Origin of the sequence: Bacillus licheniformis DSM 13 = ATCC 14580, assembly GCF_000011645.1 — a bacterium.
Classification (GTDB): Bacteria; Bacillota; Bacilli; order Bacillales; family Bacillaceae; genus Bacillus; species Bacillus licheniformis.
Window position 1 is genome coordinate 2,305,269 of record NC_006270.3, and the last position, 15,102, is coordinate 2,320,370.

Consider the following 15,102-nt stretch of genomic DNA (forward strand, 5'->3'; position numbering starts at 1 on the left):
GCTCAACCTTTCCAGCCTTTTAAAAGGCGCAGAGCATTGTTTTTTGTCTGATCGCCGCCGCTCACTCCTATGCAGGAAGGGCATCCTGACTCACACGGACATCTTGAAATCAGCCGATGCGCTTCACTGATGATCTCGGGCATTTGTTCATACACTTTTTGTGAAAGACCCACTCCGCCGGGATAGCGATCATACAAAAAGATCGTCGGCTTTTCGTTATGAACGGCTTTGATTTGCGGAAAAACATGCAGATCAGATGGATCGCACATCACTTTTAAGGCGGCTACATGCCCAAGAACGTTTGCAGTCCCAAGCAAAGCCTCTTCCAATTTGATGTCATTCCAATTTTGCCGCTCACTATCGTTCACCTGCACCCAAGCCGCATTGGTATGCAGCTCCTCTTCAGGCAGATGAATCGGTCCTGAACCGATATTTTCATGCGTCTCAAATTTTATTTTCTTAAAAATCGTCGCTTTTGCCTGAACGGTCACATCCCCAAAACCGAACGCTGCGGTTTCCGTCTTTTTCTCCTTGTCAACCTCGAGAACTCTCAGCAAGACGGCAAGATTGGCATCGGTATAGTAATCAACTTGAACCTCGCGGACAAACGCCTTTTTCTCCTCCCAGTCAAGCTTTTCCACCTGGTATTGGATGCCTTGATGCAAATAAATGGCTTCATCGTGAAGAAGCGTCATGGCGCTGAACCTGTCCATTTCCCCGATTACTTTCGCCTTCTCGCGTCTTGACTGATCAATAATCACAACATTTTCCTGAGAAGCCGATCTTAAGCTGATGCCGTGCGCGGGAAAAGCGTCATTCATCCAGTGGTACGTATTCCCGGTTAAGTGGAGGACCCTTTCTTCTGCCAAGTAGTCAAGAATATCCTCAATTTCGATACCGCCGAATGTGTCCGTTCTTTTGAATGGCAGTTCAAAGGCCGCGCATTTGATATGATCGACGAGAATGACCAGGTTGTCCGGGTTAATGACGGCAGTCTCGGGATTTTGTTTAAAGAAATAGTCCGGATTCTGTACGATGTACTGATCGAGCGGGGCGGAACTTGCCACCATGACAATCAGCGCTTCGTTGTGCCTTCTTCCGGCGCGGCCGGCCTGCTGCCAGGCGCTTGAGATCGTTCCAGGATAACCGGTCATGATGCATGTCTGCAGCTGTCCGATGTCAACGCCCAGTTCGAGTGCATTCGTGCTGACAACGCCTTTGATGTCCCCGCTGCGAAGGCCTTTTTCAATGACGCGCCGCTCGTTCGGCAGATAGCCGCCCCTGTACCCCTGAATCGAATGCGGGCCGACAATCGGCTTCATCACTTCCTGCAAGTATGTCAATATAATTTCCACCCGAACTCTGCTTCTTGCAAACACAATCGTCTGAATGCCGTTTTTTAGAAATTCGGATGCGAGCTTTCTCACTTCAAGGGTCGCGCTTTTTCTGATGTTAAGGGAACGGTTGACCATCGGCGGGTTGTAAAATAAGAAGTGCTTTCTTCCCGACGGGGCGCCGTTGTTTGAAATCAGGTGCATCGGCTGCCCCGTGAGCGTCTCAGCGAGCTCCAATGGATTGGCGATCGTCGCGGATGTACAGATAAACTGCGGCTTGCTTCCATAAAATTCAGCAATCCGCATCAGCCGTCTGATGACATTGGCTACATGGCTGCCAAAGACTCCCCTGTATACGTGAAGCTCATCGATGACGATGTATTTCAGATTTTCAAACAATGACACCCATTTTGTATGGTGAGGCAAGATCGCCGAATGCAGCATATCTGGATTTGTAATCACGATATGGCCCGCTTTTCTGACTTTCTGCCTGATCGAAGGCGACGTATCTCCGTCATATGTATAACAGTTGATCGACGCACCGATTTCATCGATTAATTCATTCAGTTCGCTTTTTTGGTCCTGCGACAATGCTTTAGTAGGAAAAAGGTATAAGCTGCGCGCATCTTGGTCTTCTGTGATCCTCTGAATGACGGGCAGATTGTAGCAAAGCGTCTTCCCAGATGCCGTCGGCGTCACAAGCGTCACGTTTTTGCCGGCGGCGCTGTGCAGAAATGCGTCGGCCTGATGGGAATACAGCTTTTCTATCCCTCTTTGCTGTAAAGCATGCACGATTCTCTTATCTAAACCTTCAGGAAAATCGCGGTAATCCGCTTCTTTTCCCTCGATTGTATGCCAATGAACAATTTGCCTGCTGAAAGCTTGGTCTTCTTTCAGAAGCTGAATCATATCTGTCAAATTTCGTTTTTGAAACAACGCTGTCACCTCTCCCTTCTATTTTAGCGAATGTCCGTTCGTTCTGAAAGAGGTGATTTCCTGACAAAATGAAAAAGCAGAGAAGCGCTCTCTGCTTTTTTCTTTTACTTTACTTTACTTTAAGCTCCATGAGCTTTGTCTCGCTTTTTTTCGCTGCTGCCTCTTCATGTTTTGTGACGCGTTCCAACACATCGCCGTTCATAATGACGATCGGCGTAATTGTGCTGCTCGCTTTTTCCTTGATCAGTTCCAAATCGCATGTTATTAAAGGATCGCCGACTTTTACTTTGTCTCCTTCTTTGACATGGGCTGTGAAACCTTCGCCTTCCATTGCTACGGTTTCCAGACCGATGTGAATCAAGAGCTCCACGCCGGACAATGAACGAATGCCTATGGCGTGTTTTGTGTGGAACAGCTGGATCACTTCCCCGTCGACAGGCGATACGATCTCGCCCGCGGAAGGCTCGACAGCCATTCCGTCACCCATCATCTTTTGAGAGAAAACGGGGTCAGGAACTTTTGAAAGTTCCAAAACTTGTCCGTCAACCGGTGAAAAAACGGTTTCTTCTTTCACTTCATCTTGTTTTTGACCAATACCGAATAATTTTTTCAGCAATACAGTGGGCTCCTTTCAAAACGCCTCTTTATGATGGCTATTAAAAGAGGAACAGGTTAAATACCAAATCGTTGGATTCCCCACTATTTAACCACACTTTCAAATTCCCATCAATGAATAACCATATGAAGAGCCCCTGCATAAGCTGAAAATAAAAAATCGAGGGTGATGAAGAATGGATTTTAAGGAAAACGACAATCACTCGCTCAGCAAAAAGGACGAAATTCAAGAAGCTGTTGAACAGTTGTTTTACAACTCGCCTTTCCACGATATTTTAAATTCATTCCAAAAACTCATATCAGACCAGCTTCAGAATTCCACGATTTCCATGAATATCAGAGAGGATGATGGGGCGCTTTACGTCGATATCGCCGTTCCTGAATCGTTTCAAAATGGAGATATTATGATTGAAGCGAAATCACGGTATCTTCATATCGCCTTGAAGGAGAAACAAGAAAGCGGCGGTTCTTCATCATTTACAAGCCTGTCCAGAACCGTTCTGCTCCCATACCCTGTCCGTGAAGAAACAATGAAGACGTCGTGGAACCGAAATGTCCTCACGGTCTCATTTTCGGAGCAAAAAAAGCATGAATGACCTTCATCCATGCTTTTTTTATTTGAAGAATCCCATAAACCCTTTGGCAAGCGCTCCGACCTGATTGACCGTGCTCACCATCTGGCCTGCGGTGTCCATCATTTTGCTGAAATCAATCTGCCCGTTCTTTTTTTTGAATTGCGACAGAAAGCTTTGAAACTGTGACGGCTGATGGAGATTAGGCCGCGGCGAAGGGTATGGATGCTGATAAGGAAATCCCTGAAACGGCGGAAGCGGCTGCATTTGCTGCTGAACAGGCTGATGATAGACTGAAAACGGGTCCAAATTCTGCTCAATCGGCTGCTGATATGGCTGCGGCCGCTGTGCAGGATGGGCGTACGGAACGGTTTCCTGGCTGAAGTACAGCTGAACGGGATGATAGGCCTGATGGTTTTGCTGATAGGCTTGAATATGCGCACCAGGGCCGGAATAAGGATATACGGCGGATCTCCTCTCTTCCATCTTTCCTCTCCTCCTATAGCCCTTTTTTATAAGTGTATGATATAGAGGCATTTCTCGTTCCAAAGGTTCTGTCACAAGTTTGTCAAAAAGTGTCGAAAATTTTAATATTTGAAAAACAGAAAAAAGTCGAATTGTTATGGTACTATATTATTAATATAAAAGGAGAGGGGATGCACCATATGAACGTATCATACTTAAGAAATTGTTTTGCCGAGATGAAACAGTATGAGACAGACTGCATGAACAAACTGATGGATTTCGCTAAGTTTTTGTATATCCAGGGACATCTGACATTAAACGAATTTCGCACAAGTATGAAAGTTCTTGAAGCGAATGGCGCACAGCACCCTGCTTATGATATGAATACGGACGCCAGCTAAATAACAGCCCTCATAAAAAGAGAAGACCGGGATTAGGCCCGGTCTTCTTTTAATATATCGTCTTCTACGTTTTTGAGCGTGTAGAGGACGGATTCCGTCAGATCTTTAAAGCGTTTTTTATGAATTTTGCAGAAATAGGACTGCATGAAAATTTCATTCGCATTTTCCTCAACCGAGTTGAGCTGTTCTTCGTAAATGTATTTTGGCCGATTGGCCTTGATATAAGACAGGCTTTCCGCCAGCCAGCTTTTCACTGTTTGTTCGAACCTCTCGACAGAAGGTTTGACAACCTCGAAAAAATCGTATTCCGTCCCTTCCTCTTTTCCCTTTCTATATCGTTCTTCCGCTTCTTTTACAAGGCGGATTAAATCCTGTGTCTGTATAAGAAGAGATTGTGTATCCAATTTTTTCACCTCGGGTTTATCGTACCAAAGGAAGACGGCCGTTACAACGAATCCGGCTTAAGCCGTCTCTACCCCGGGCTCCACTCCCATTAACGTGCTGTTTAAACATGAGCTGAGTTCTGCCAGCTCTTTTTCAATCAGATCGAGCCGTTCGTTCCAGGCAGACTGCTTTTCCTGCTCCGTCCGGCGTACGGCTTCTGTCAAAGCCTTCTCCGCAGACGACATGTCTGATTCCGTTTCCAAAAGCATTTGAAGGACCGAGTCTTTGCTTGCAAATCCGTTCATTTGCTTCCCTCCTTTTTGATGGCCTTCTATGCATTCTCCCTTATGCGCACTCTCTCCTCCACAGCTGACAAAACTAGAAGCAAACCGCCAAAGAAACTCATTTTCCAGCCAAACGCGCCGCTTTCGACAAGTGATCTTGCGAAAAATGGTATGATCAGCGCTTTTTTGCAAAATCTAAAAAGGTAAGGAGGTGCCCGCTGTGGAAAACAATAAAAAGAAATCACCTGCGAAAACAAAACCAGATGCTAAACAAACAGACACACTGGATAAGAAATTAGGCGGACCTAACCGCCCGTCTACTTAAAAAGCAAGGAGAACCCTTGCTTTTTTCTGTTTTCACCTCTTATTCAGCCAATGCTCCAGCGAAAACAATGCCTGCAGCTGCCTTCTTTTTTGAAAATACCAATCGGTGATTTCGATCGTTTTCGGCAGTTTTTCATCTTTGAACATCGCCTCCCTCTTTCCTCCGCGAAACCAATCGCATTTTAATCCGTCTAATGAATGGGCAACAACGGGATAACACGTTCTCAAAAACGGCGAGGTTCTGATTTTAACCCCTGCCCAGCGCTCCATATCAAAGCGCGACCCGGTATGCGGAACACATGATGTAAAATGAAAAAAACCGGGGAAAAGCTCAGGCGAAAACAGCAGCTCGCTTAATTGCTTGCCGAGCTTGATCCTTTCCTTTAAACTGGTGAAGCGTTTGACAGACACACCGTAAAAAACGCCTTCAACCGTCGGGAAAATGACCGTGTTGAAGTGAAACCATTCACACAGCTGAAAAGGAATCGTCTGAAAAACATTCTTTTTAAACAAAGGATTTTGTATAATAGGAGTTTGGATAGTGTTTTGTTCATTTATAATGAGAGCGTACATGAGCCGCTTTTGATCGCGCTCATGCCAGAACCGCTCCCACTCCGTTTTCATAAATGAAGACACGCCAAATGAGGAGAGCAAATGAAACAGCGGCTGGCCAAGCTGCTTGGACCAATGGTATAGCAGGAGCTGCGGATAGGCGTCTGAAAAGATCAGCCAGTTCGCTCTCTCATACGCTAAAAACAGCCATTTCTGCTGAAAAGCCGTAAGTCCGAGCTCGAATAAGCGCCCTTTTAAATCGGTCATCGACCAGCCGGCATTCCGGGAAACAAATGAAGCCAAAAGCGACCACTTGATTTCAGGATGGCGGTCAAAGTAGCGTTTGTAGGCATTTGTCCGTGAGATATTGTCCTTGTTCAGTTTTGCGGTCAGCTCTTGAATGCGGCTCGTCAGCTCCGCCGCGGAAAAAGTGTTGTGCAAGATCAGCCACTTCCGTTAGTATCCAGATTTTTTGTAAAAGGAGGATGAAGAAAGTGATTCGTTACCCGAACGGCAAATCCTATCAGCCGAAAACAGCTGCCTCATCCTTGCAAAAGAAGCCGTCGTATTCCAATCGCGGCATGACCCTCGAAGATGACCTGAATGAAACGAATATGTATTATCAATCTCATTCGATTGCGGTCATCCATAAAAAACCGACACCTGTACAGATTGTCCAGGTCGATTATCCGAAGCGAAGCGCTGCGGTTATCAAAGAAGCATATTTCAAGCAGTCGTCAACTACTGATTATAATGGGGTTTATAAAGGCCGCTACATCGATTTTGAAGCGAAAGAAACAAAGAGCCGAACCTCGTTCCCGCTTCAGAATTTCCACGATCATCAGATCGAGCATATGAAGCAGGTTGTGGCGCAAGACGGCATTTGTTTTGTTATCATATCCGCTTTTGAAGAAATTTATTTTTTGGAAGCAGAAAAATTATTTTATTTCTGGGAGCGGAAAAAGCAAAACGGCAGAAAATCGATCCGAAAAGACGAGCTTCAGGAAGCCGCTCACCCCATTTCACTTGGATACTCGCCAAGAATTGATTATATTAAGATTATTGATCAGTTGTATTTTTCGCCATCATAAATTATGATTTTAAAGTCATGTGAGCGGAAAGGTTTAACTACGAAAGGTTGAGATGTTATGTCAGATCAATTTAACAGCCGCCAGGAACGGCGAAAAGCCCAGCAGGGCAAAAGCAGGTCTAATACTCATTCTAAACCCAAGAAAAAGAAAAAAGCAGGATTGTTTAAGAAAATTCTTTTATCCATTTTAATCATCGGTGTTATCGGCTTGATTGCCGGGGGCGTCACTTTTGCGGTGATGGTAGCGGACTCGCCGTCCCTTGATGAAGCAAAACTGAAGACACCGTACTCTTCTACCATCTATGACAAAAACGGAAAAGAAATCGCCGAAATCGGTTCGGAAAAACGGACGTACGTGTCGATTAAAGACATCCCGGATTCCGTCAAAAACGCATTTCTTGCAACGGAAGACGCCCGTTTCTATGACCACCACGGCGTCGACCCGATCCGGATCGGAGGAGCGCTTCTGGCAAACTTCGAAGGCGGATTTGGTTCTGAAGGCGGAAGTACGATCACACAGCAGGTCGTCAAAAACTCCCTTCTGTCACATGAAAAAACGCTGAAACGGAAAGTCCAGGAAGTCTGGCTGTCTTTCCAGCTGGAAAGAAAATACTCAAAAGACGAAATTCTTGAAATGTATTTAAATCGGATTTACTTCTCGCCGCAGGCCTACGGTGTCGGAAAAGCGGCTGAGCAGTTCTACGGGGTTACAGATCTAAACGACTTAACGGTCGAGCAGGCCGCAACGCTTGCCGGCATGCCGCAAAGCCCGAATAACTACAACCCGATCAAACATCCGGAAAAAGCCGAGAAACGGCGCAATGTCGTGCTGAGCCTGATGAATAAACACGGCTTTATCTCTGACGCAGAGTACAACAAAGCGAAAAAAGTAGCCGTCACAAAAGGCCTTGTATCTCCGAAAGAGTACGCAAAAACAACGTCCAACAAATACAGCGCGTTTATCGAGCAGGCCGTCGCCGAAGTGAAAGAAAAAGCGAACGTCACTCCGGGAACGGACGGACTGAAGATTTACACGACGATTGATACAGACGCACAGGATTATGTGGATGAGCTGATGGACGGCGATTCTATTCAGTATACCGAAAAAATGCAGGCCGGCCTCACCCTGCTCGATACGAAAACCGGAGAGATCCGCGCGCTCGGCGGCGGACGCGACCGGAAAGCAGGCGACTTTAACTATGCAGTAGATACTAAACGTCAACCCGGTTCAACGATTAAGCCAATCCTTGACTACGGCCCTGTCATTGAGAACAAGAAATGGTCGACGTATGAACAGATTAAAGATGAAGCATACACGTATTCAACTGGAGATCCGATTAACAACTATGACAGAAGCTACAGAGGCTGGATATCGATGAGAGAGGCGCTGGTCGATTCTCGAAACATCCCGGCTTTAAAAGCGTTCCAGGCAGCCGGCAAAGACAATATTGTAAAATTTGCAGGCAACCTTGGCCTTAACATAAATTCAGATGACTTAGTGGAAGCTTATGCAATCGGCGGCTTCGGAAATGGTGTGTCGCCTCTGCAAATGGCCGGAGCGTACAGCGCCTTCGGCAACAACGGCTACTACAATGAGCCGCATACTGTTACCGCGGTGGAATTCAATGACGGCACTAAGCTTGATTTGACGCCTGAATCAAAGGCTGCCATGAGCGATTATACCGCATTTATGATAACGGATATGCTGAAAAGCGCTGTTCAGCGAGGAACAGGAACAGCGGCTCAAGTCCCCGGCGTCACTGTAGCAGGTAAAACGGGTACGACGAACTTTACCGAGGACGACATTAGAAAACACGGCATAAATCGAAACGGAGCGAGAGATTCATGGTTCGTCGGCTATACGCCGCAATATACCGCAGCGGTCTGGACCGGTAAAGAAGGCTTTAATTCGCTGAGCCAGAGCGAACAGCAAGTCGCCAAGCTCCTATTCAAAAAACTGATTGCCAAGGTGGACAACGGCAGCGGCTCATTTGAAAAGCCTGACAGCGTCGTTGAAGCGACCGTTCTAAAAGGCTCGAACCCGCCGGTGCTCGCCAGCAGCAACACGCCTAGCGATAAAAAAGTCACTGAGTACTTTGTAAAAGGCACACAGCCGACGACCGTTTCGAAAAAATATGAAGAAAAAGAAAATGCCGACAAGCCGTCAGGTTTGAGCGCAGAGTATGATGAAGCATCAAAGAGCATTAAGCTTTCATGGTCATATTCCGGAGACGGTGATGTATCCTTTAAAGTCAAACAGTCTGTTGACGGAGGCGGATACAGCGAAATTCAAAACAGCAGTGCGAAAGAAGCCGTCATACCGAATGCAAAAGAAGGATCCGTTTACAGATTCCAAGTCACTGCCGTTACCGAAGATGGTGAAAGCGACCCTGCTTCTGTAACGCTTAAAGTCAACGCGGCTGATGAGGATGAGTCAAAAACGGACGATGAAAAGAAAGACGATGACGAGAAGAAGCAGGATGCTGATGATGATCAGGACAAAGACAAACAAAATAACGGCAATTCAAATCAGCCGAATGATCAAAATCCAGGAAATTCCGATCAAAACAATCAAAATCCGGGAAATTCAGACCAAAACAACGGCAGAAAAGATGATGACGCCGATGATCAAGACAACGATCAAAATAAAGATAAAGATAAAGACAAAAACAAAAACCCGGATCAAGGCGCCAACACAGGTGATCAACAAACAAATTCCAACGGTCAATCAACCGGCACCAATTGATCAAAAAAGCCACTCACAATTTAGTGAGTGGCTTTTTTATGATTCATGGCAACATATTTATAAAATTGCTTTTTCATTTCCGTAAACAATTCGTCAAGCTGGATAAAACAATGGTACTGCGTCGGTTTCAGCAGGATGAACTCGAGCCGTTCCGTCCAGTTCATCGGCTTTGCTCCAAAATCCTTCCGGGTGATGATCTCCCAGTTGAGACTTTTGACAGGCTCCCCCATCGTCCAGTGAAGGCTTGCGATCAAGCAGCACACCCCGTTGAGCATGTCATCCTGGCTGCACCTTGATTTTCTCGTTTTAAAGACGGGCAGAAGCTTTTCTTTTGTGCGTTCCCATTCTGCAAACAGAAGCGGGACCCATTCTTCCGCATGCTCCCAAGGCTTGTCCTCTCCTGCGTCTTGAAAAAAATCATAGCAGAGCGGATTTTCAGAAAGTACCGCAAGCCTTTCGCCGGATTCCGGCCTTTTCTTCCGCAGCGTTTTTTCGTATTCGTCCAACAGTGAAACGCTTGTCACAGCAGCTTCACCAGCCCTTTTTTATATCGTTTTTGCCCTTCCCTGCACAGAGAAAACAACGGGCATTCTTCGCATTTCGGTCTTTGCGCCTTACAGTGATAGCGGCCGAAAAAAATCAAGCGGTGATGAGTGACGGACCACTCTGATTCAGGCACTTTTTTCATCAGCGTCTTTTCAACTTCCATGACCGAATCCTTCCATCTACAAATGCCGAGCCTTTTTGAAACTCTTTCCACATGGGTGTCGACGGCAATGGCAGGAACGCCGAATGCCACGGAAACGACGACATTAGCGGTCTTTCTTCCGACACCCGGAAGTTTCACCAGCTCATCGCGGTCTCTCGGCACTTCACCTCCGTAGTCTTCCAGCAGCATTTTGCACAGCTTTTGAATATTTTTAGCTTTGTTGCGGTATAAGCCGATCGATTTGATGTCCTGCTGCAGCTCTTCAAGCGGAACTGCAAGATAATCTTCAGGTTTTTTGTATTTTTGGAAAAGCGTTTTCGTCACTTTATTGACAAGCGCGTCTGTGCACTGGGCCGATAAAGCGACAGCGATGACAAGTTCAAACGGATTGTCATGGACTAATTCGCACTCTGCATCCGGAAACATTTCACCGATTGTGTCTAAACAAAACTCGATCTGTTTTTTTGTTAGCATGTCTTCACCTTTCACTTTATTGTTCAAGCCAATTGTAAAAAGGAACCTGTCTTGTATACTCCTTTTGCTCATTTTGCCGCGGAGCAGTCTTCCGCCTGAATCTTTGGCTGTAGTTTACGGCTTGTTCGACTGTTGAAACGCCGTTTTTCTTCCACTCAAACAGAATCCGGTCAATGTAGCGGAAATTTAATTTTCCTGATATGACGGCTTCTTTGAGAGCTTGTTTGATCAGCTGTGCATCGTGATGATCCTGGTCAAGCCAGATGCTGAGCGTCTCGCATTCCAGCGGAGAAAGCGGTCGTGCAAACTCTTCTTCAAAGATTGTATAAAGGCTCTTCTGTTCGCCTTCATTCTGTTCGGCGAGTTTTTTCTGCTCGGCCATTTCTAAAAGCTCAAACAGCTTGCCCCAGAGAGGTTCGAGCGAATATTTTTCAAATTTAATGCCGTTCTGGTCTTCGCATTCTTCTATATAGATGAAGCCTTTTTGAATGAACATTCTCAGCATATTCATGCATTCTTCGGTTTCAATCGACATCGTCTTGCTTAATTCCTCCGGCGTCGGAAAAAAAGAACCTCTTTCAACATGCATTTTAATGTTTAAGAGCAGCATGAATTCTGTCTCGTTTAAGCCAAGCTCCCGATAGTTCATAAAGAGCAGATTCGGAATGGTGACAGCTCCCATATCCTGCATCTTAATAAAGTGCTGTTTTTTCATTCGATACACCTCTTACCTTCCAGTATATCATGGATGACTGTGAAAAAGTCTCCTGCAATCAGGAGACTTTTTTCTTAAGGATATAAGCGATTTAACAGTCTTGGGAACGGAATCGTTTCGCGGACGTGCGGAGAGCCGCAGATCCAGGCAACCGTCCGTTCAAGTCCGAGTCCGAACCCTGAATGCGGAACTGAGCCGTATTTTCTCAGCTCTGCATACCATTGATAAGCGTCCGATTCTAAACCGTGCTCTTTCAGGCGCGCTTCGAGAAGCTCGAGATCATGAATCCGTTCAGATCCGCCGATAATCTCGCCGTAGCCTTCAGGCGCAATCAAGTCAGCGCACAATACGACATCTTCCCTGTCAGGTGCAGGCTGCATATAAAACGGCTTTAATGATGTCGGATAGTGTGTAATAAATACCGGCTTGTCATAGCTTTCAGCAATCGCCGTTTCGTGAGGAGCGCCGAAGTCATCGCCCCATTCAATATCGTCAAAGCCTTTCTCTTTTAAGAACTGAATTGCTTCATCATACGTGATTCTTGGGAAAGGCGCTTTGATAAGCTCCAGCTTGGAAGTGTCTCTGCCGAGCGTATTCAGTTCTATTTTGCAGTTTTCAAGCACGCTTTGGACGATAAAAGAGACATAGTTCTCTTGAACTTCAAGGTTTTCGTTGAATTCGACAAAAGCCATTTCCGGCTCGATCATCCAGAATTCGATCAGATGGCGCTTCGTTTTTGATTTCTCAGCTCTGAAAGTCGGTCCGAATGAAAAGACTTTTCCTAAAGCCATTGCAGCAGCTTCCATGTAAAGCTGGCCGCTTTGCGAAAGGTAGGCATCTTCGTCAAAATACTTTGTCGCAAAAAGCTCTGTCGTTCCTTCGGGTGCGCTTCCCGTCAAAATCGGAGGATCGACTTTAACAAAGCCTTCCTTATTGAAAAATTCGTATGTAGCGCGAATAATCTCGTTGCGGATTTTCATCGTTGCATGCTGCCGTTTTGAACGGAGCCACAAATGTCTGTGATCCATCAAAAATTCTGTTCCGTGTTCTTTAGGTGTAATCGGATAATCTGTCGCTTCATGGATGACTTCAAGCGACGTCACAGCAAGCTCGTAGCCGAGAGGCGAACGCTCGTCTTCTTTGACGACGCCTTTTACATATAATGATGTTTCCTGTGTTACAGACTTAGCGGTTTGAAATGTTTCTTCGTCCACTTCCGCTTTGACGACGACTCCTTGGATAAAGCCTGTCCCGTCTCTAAGCTGCAAAAACGCAATTTTGCCGCTTGAACGTTTGTTGGCGATCCAAGCGCCGATTGTTACTTCTTCACCAACATGCTTGTACACTTGGTTTATTGTTGTTTTCACTATCGTTTCCCTCCAAAACACGAAAGAATTCGGTCAAGCCATCATTCTTTCTGACGTCCATAACGTATATTATACCTTTTTTAAATCGATCAGGTCAATGCAGGTTGTGTGCATGAAAAAAGCGTCCGCCTGCGGACGCTTTTTAATTTCTAGCGGCTGCGATTCACGACAAAGCGGCGGATGCGTTCAACCGCTTCTTCCAAAAGTGACAGGGATGTCGCATACGACAGACGGATGTTGTCCGGTGCGCCGAACCCTGAACCAGGAACGATCGCAACCTTTTCTTCTTCCAAAAGCGCTTCGGCGAATTCATCAACGCTTGAAAAGCCGCACGATTCTGCCGCTTTTTTTGCATTCGGGAACAAGTAGAAGGCTCCTTCAGGCTTCAGGCATGTTAATCCCGGAATGTCAACAAGCAGTTCATACACCTTGTTCAGCCGTTCTTCAAAAGCTTTTCTCATCTCCTCAACAGGCTCGTTTGGCCCATTGTAAGCGGCAATGGCTCCATATTGAGCGACAGATGTCGGATTTGACGTGCTGTGGCTGGCTAGGTTCGTCATCGCTTTAATGATCGGTTCGCTGCCTGCTGCATAACCGATTCTCCAGCCGGTCATGCTGTGTGACTTGGAAACCCCGTTGATGATCACGGTTTGGTTTTTAAGTTCTGGAGAAAGCTGTGCAATGGATACATGTTTTTTTCCGCCGTAAATCAGCTTTTCATATATTTCATCAGATACGATTAAAACGTTGCGTCGAAGGCATACTTCACCGAGAGCTTTGAGCTCTTCTTCCGTATACATCATCCCTGTCGGATTGCTTGGGGAATTGATGATCACAGCCTTCGTTTTTTCTGTGACGGCTTTTTCGAGCTGCTCCGGAGAAATCTTGAAGCTGTTTTCCTCAAGGCCTTCCACAAACACAGGTTTGCCGCCTGCAAGCTTGACTTGTTCAGGATAGCTGACCCAGTACGGAGTCGGAATAATCACTTCGTCCCCTTCGTCGAGGAGCACTTGAAATAGGGTGTAAAGAGCATGCTTTGCACCTGTGCACACAATAACTTCCGATTGGCTGTATTCAATTCCCTGATCGCGCTTGAATTTATCGCGGATGCTGTCTTTCAGCGCCGCAAGACCGCCGGAAGGCGTGTATTTGGTATGTCCTTCGTTCATCGAACGGACAGCCGCTTCAATGATGTGCTCAGGCGTATTAAAATCCGGCTCACCTGCCCCAAGACCGATGACGTCGTGCCCTGCCGCTTTTAATTCTTTTGCTTTTGCAGTGATTGCCAATGTTGCAGATGGTGTTAACGCTGATACTCTTTTAGCTAGATTCAACTCGATTTCCCCCTGTTTCGTCTAAGGCGTAATATTTTTGTGAATTTTTCCGTTTATAAAGTCCACATAGCTTAAACTGTACTGCCCATCTTTATTTAAGTATGTAACTTCCCACAATAGAACATTGCCTTCCCTTGCAAGGTGCACCTCTTTAAGCTCAGACATCAGGCCCTCATCCTGAACAGCTTTTGCAGCCTGGCGGCCGGTAATGCCGGCTGATGCTTTTTTGTAAAGCGTTTTCTGCTTTTTGTCAGCAGGCACCCAAACATACATTTTGTCGCCTTTTTTGTCTGCCCCTGTAACAATGTACTGCTTTTCTTTACCGACAAACGTCTCCACGCTGTCAACTTGTTTTAAGCCGGCTTCCTGCCTGGCTGTTTCGGCAGCCTGCTCGTGGCCGTTTTCTTTCTGATCCATTGCCGTACGGTAGACATTCGCTCCCGCAAGAAGTGCTGTTAAAAAGATAATACCAAATATCAGTATGAAAATTAATGTTTTTTTGCCCATTTTCTGCTCCTAAGTACGATAAATCGTAAAAATGGCCTGTTTTTGGTCTTCTTCATCGAGAGCGAGGCCGAACATGAGATCATCGCGTTTGAGCGTACGGTTCAAAAGATCAACGATTTTATACAGGTCTTCTGAGTGCTCGACGCTTACAGTAGATAGAATTTCGATTTTGTTTTCCATTTTTCAAATACCTCCGAACGAAACAATAATTGTAATTCATACTCTTTGTAGCAAAAGCCATACTAGTTGTTACAACGGGATATCCGTTTAAATAAACAGCCTAAAAAATAAAA

18 protein-coding genes are annotated in these 15,102 nt (G+C 45.9%); 5 read left to right on the top strand and 13 right to left on the bottom strand.

Annotated elements, in window-relative coordinates; genetic code table 11:
* Window positions 1–2 precede the first annotated feature (2 nt).
* Together TRNA_RS33205 and TRNA_RS33210 are read right to left on the bottom strand one after the other, a co-directional pair.
* Window positions 3–2,243 (bottom strand): DEAD/DEAH box helicase, encoded by a 2,241-nt coding sequence (locus TRNA_RS33205; RefSeq protein ID WP_044051836.1) that lies wholly within the window; start codon window positions 2,241–2,243, stop codon window positions 3–5.
* Between the two features lie 136 nt (window positions 2,244–2,379).
* The gene (locus TRNA_RS33210; RefSeq protein WP_003182879.1) at window positions 2,380–2,886 is read right to left on the bottom strand and encodes a PTS sugar transporter subunit IIA; all 507 of its coding nucleotides are present in this window, start codon (window positions 2,884–2,886) and stop codon (window positions 2,380–2,382) included.
* A gap of 175 nt (window positions 2,887–3,061) precedes the next feature.
* Between TRNA_RS33210 and TRNA_RS33215 the strand changes: the two genes are divergently transcribed.
* The gene (locus TRNA_RS33215; protein ID WP_003182880.1) at window positions 3,062–3,481 is read left to right on the top strand and encodes a hypothetical protein; all 420 of its coding nucleotides are present in this window, start codon (window positions 3,062–3,064) and stop codon (window positions 3,479–3,481) included.
* Window positions 3,482–3,499: 18 nt separating this feature from the next.
* Here TRNA_RS33215 and TRNA_RS33220 read toward each other — a convergent pair whose 3' ends face one another.
* A complete protein-coding gene (locus TRNA_RS33220; protein WP_011198063.1) occupies window positions 3,500–3,943 on the bottom strand; it encodes a YppG family protein in 444 nt (147 codons plus the stop codon).
* Window positions 3,944–4,122: 179 nt separating this feature from the next.
* On the opposite strand from TRNA_RS33220, the gene TRNA_RS33225 reads away from it, so the two are divergent.
* A complete protein-coding gene (locus TRNA_RS33225) occupies window positions 4,123–4,323 on the top strand; it encodes a YppF family protein (protein ID WP_011198064.1) in 201 nt (66 codons plus the stop codon).
* Window positions 4,324–4,355: 32 nt separating this feature from the next.
* Here the strand turns inward: TRNA_RS33225 and TRNA_RS33230 are convergent, their stop codons facing one another.
* Together TRNA_RS33230 and TRNA_RS33235 are read right to left on the bottom strand one after the other, a co-directional pair.
* Window positions 4,356–4,727 (bottom strand): YppE family protein, encoded by a 372-nt coding sequence (locus tag TRNA_RS33230; RefSeq protein WP_003182887.1) that lies wholly within the window; start codon window positions 4,725–4,727, stop codon window positions 4,356–4,358.
* Between the two features lie 57 nt (window positions 4,728–4,784).
* Window positions 4,785–5,012, bottom strand: coding sequence for a YppD family protein (locus tag TRNA_RS33235; protein WP_003182890.1), 228 nt, complete (start codon window positions 5,010–5,012; stop codon window positions 4,785–4,787).
* 199 nt (window positions 5,013–5,211) lie between these two features.
* Here TRNA_RS33235 and sspM point away from each other — a divergent pair, with 199 nt between their 5' ends.
* Complete coding sequence (sspM, locus tag TRNA_RS33240) at window positions 5,212–5,316, top strand: acid-soluble spore protein SspM (RefSeq protein WP_009328007.1); 105 nt, start codon at window positions 5,212–5,214, stop codon at window positions 5,314–5,316.
* 32 nt (window positions 5,317–5,348) lie between these two features.
* On the opposite strand, the gene TRNA_RS33245 is transcribed toward sspM, so the two are convergent.
* Window positions 5,349–6,308 (bottom strand): DUF2515 domain-containing protein, encoded by a 960-nt coding sequence (locus tag TRNA_RS33245; protein WP_003182894.1) that lies wholly within the window; start codon window positions 6,306–6,308, stop codon window positions 5,349–5,351.
* A 53-nt stretch (window positions 6,309–6,361) separates the two neighbouring features.
* Between TRNA_RS33245 and recU the strand changes: the two genes are divergently transcribed.
* Entirely contained in the window at window positions 6,362–6,958 is a 597-nt protein-coding gene (recU, locus tag TRNA_RS33250) for a Holliday junction resolvase RecU (RefSeq protein ID WP_003182896.1), read from the top strand.
* A 57-nt stretch (window positions 6,959–7,015) separates the two neighbouring features.
* On the top strand, window positions 7,016–9,703 hold the full coding sequence (locus TRNA_RS33255) for a penicillin-binding protein 1A (RefSeq protein ID WP_009328005.1): 2,688 nt from the start codon (window positions 7,016–7,018) through the stop codon (window positions 9,701–9,703).
* A gap of 20 nt (window positions 9,704–9,723) precedes the next feature.
* Here the strand turns inward: TRNA_RS33255 and TRNA_RS33260 are convergent, their stop codons facing one another.
* The 7 genes from TRNA_RS33260 to TRNA_RS43315 form a co-directional block, all read right to left on the bottom strand.
* Window positions 9,724–10,227 carry a YpoC family protein gene (locus TRNA_RS33260; protein WP_003182901.1) on the bottom strand — a complete coding sequence of 168 codons (504 nt, stop codon included), beginning with the start codon at window positions 10,225–10,227 and terminating at the stop codon, window positions 9,724–9,726.
* Entirely contained in the window at window positions 10,224–10,886 is a 663-nt protein-coding gene (nth, locus tag TRNA_RS33265) for an endonuclease III (protein WP_003182903.1), read from the bottom strand. The genes TRNA_RS33260 and nth overlap by 4 nt, the downstream gene beginning before the upstream one ends.
* A gap of 16 nt (window positions 10,887–10,902) precedes the next feature.
* Window positions 10,903–11,601: a DnaD domain-containing protein gene (locus tag TRNA_RS33270; RefSeq protein WP_003182905.1), complete on the bottom strand. Its 699-nt coding sequence runs from the start codon at window positions 11,599–11,601 to the stop codon at window positions 10,903–10,905.
* Between the two features lie 74 nt (window positions 11,602–11,675).
* A complete protein-coding gene (gene asnS, locus TRNA_RS33275) occupies window positions 11,676–12,968 on the bottom strand; it encodes an asparagine--tRNA ligase (RefSeq protein ID WP_003182907.1) in 1,293 nt (430 codons plus the stop codon).
* A 149-nt stretch (window positions 12,969–13,117) separates the two neighbouring features.
* A complete protein-coding gene (locus TRNA_RS33280) occupies window positions 13,118–14,302 on the bottom strand; it encodes a pyridoxal phosphate-dependent aminotransferase (RefSeq protein WP_003182909.1) in 1,185 nt (394 codons plus the stop codon).
* A 21-nt stretch (window positions 14,303–14,323) separates the two neighbouring features.
* A complete protein-coding gene (gene tseB / locus TRNA_RS33285; RefSeq protein WP_003182911.1) occupies window positions 14,324–14,809 on the bottom strand; it encodes a cell wall elongation/penicillin-binding protein regulator TseB in 486 nt (161 codons plus the stop codon).
* Window positions 14,810–14,818: 9 nt separating this feature from the next.
* Window positions 14,819–14,989: a YpmA family protein gene (locus tag TRNA_RS43315; protein WP_003182913.1), complete on the bottom strand. Its 171-nt coding sequence runs from the start codon at window positions 14,987–14,989 to the stop codon at window positions 14,819–14,821.
* Window positions 14,990–15,102 lie beyond the last annotated feature (113 nt).

Coding starts and splice junctions, on each gene's coding strand:
- TRNA_RS33205 (WP_044051836.1), bottom strand. CDS start 2,243: ATGATTCAGCTTCTGAAAGAAGACCAAGCTTTCAGCAGGCAAATTGTT.
- TRNA_RS33215 (WP_003182880.1), top strand. CDS start 3,062: ATGGATTTTAAGGAAAACGACAATCACTCGCTCAGCAAAAAGGACGAA.
- TRNA_RS33220 (WP_011198063.1), bottom strand. CDS start 3,943: ATGGAAGAGAGGAGATCCGCCGTATATCCTTATTCCGGCCCTGGTGCG.
- TRNA_RS33225 (WP_011198064.1), top strand. CDS start 4,123: ATGAACGTATCATACTTAAGAAATTGTTTTGCCGAGATGAAACAGTAT.
- TRNA_RS33235 (WP_003182890.1), bottom strand. CDS start 5,012: ATGAACGGATTTGCAAGCAAAGACTCGGTCCTTCAAATGCTTTTGGAA.
- TRNA_RS33255 (WP_009328005.1), top strand. CDS start 7,016: ATGTCAGATCAATTTAACAGCCGCCAGGAACGGCGAAAAGCCCAGCAG.
- nth (WP_003182903.1), bottom strand. CDS start 10,886: ATGCTAACAAAAAAACAGATCGAGTTTTGTTTAGACACAATCGGTGAA.
- TRNA_RS33270 (WP_003182905.1), bottom strand. CDS start 11,601: ATGAAAAAACAGCACTTTATTAAGATGCAGGATATGGGAGCTGTCACC.
- tseB (WP_003182911.1), bottom strand. CDS start 14,809: ATGGGCAAAAAAACATTAATTTTCATACTGATATTTGGTATTATCTTT.
- TRNA_RS43315 (WP_003182913.1), bottom strand. CDS start 14,989: ATGGAAAACAAAATCGAAATTCTATCTACTGTAAGCGTCGAGCACTCA.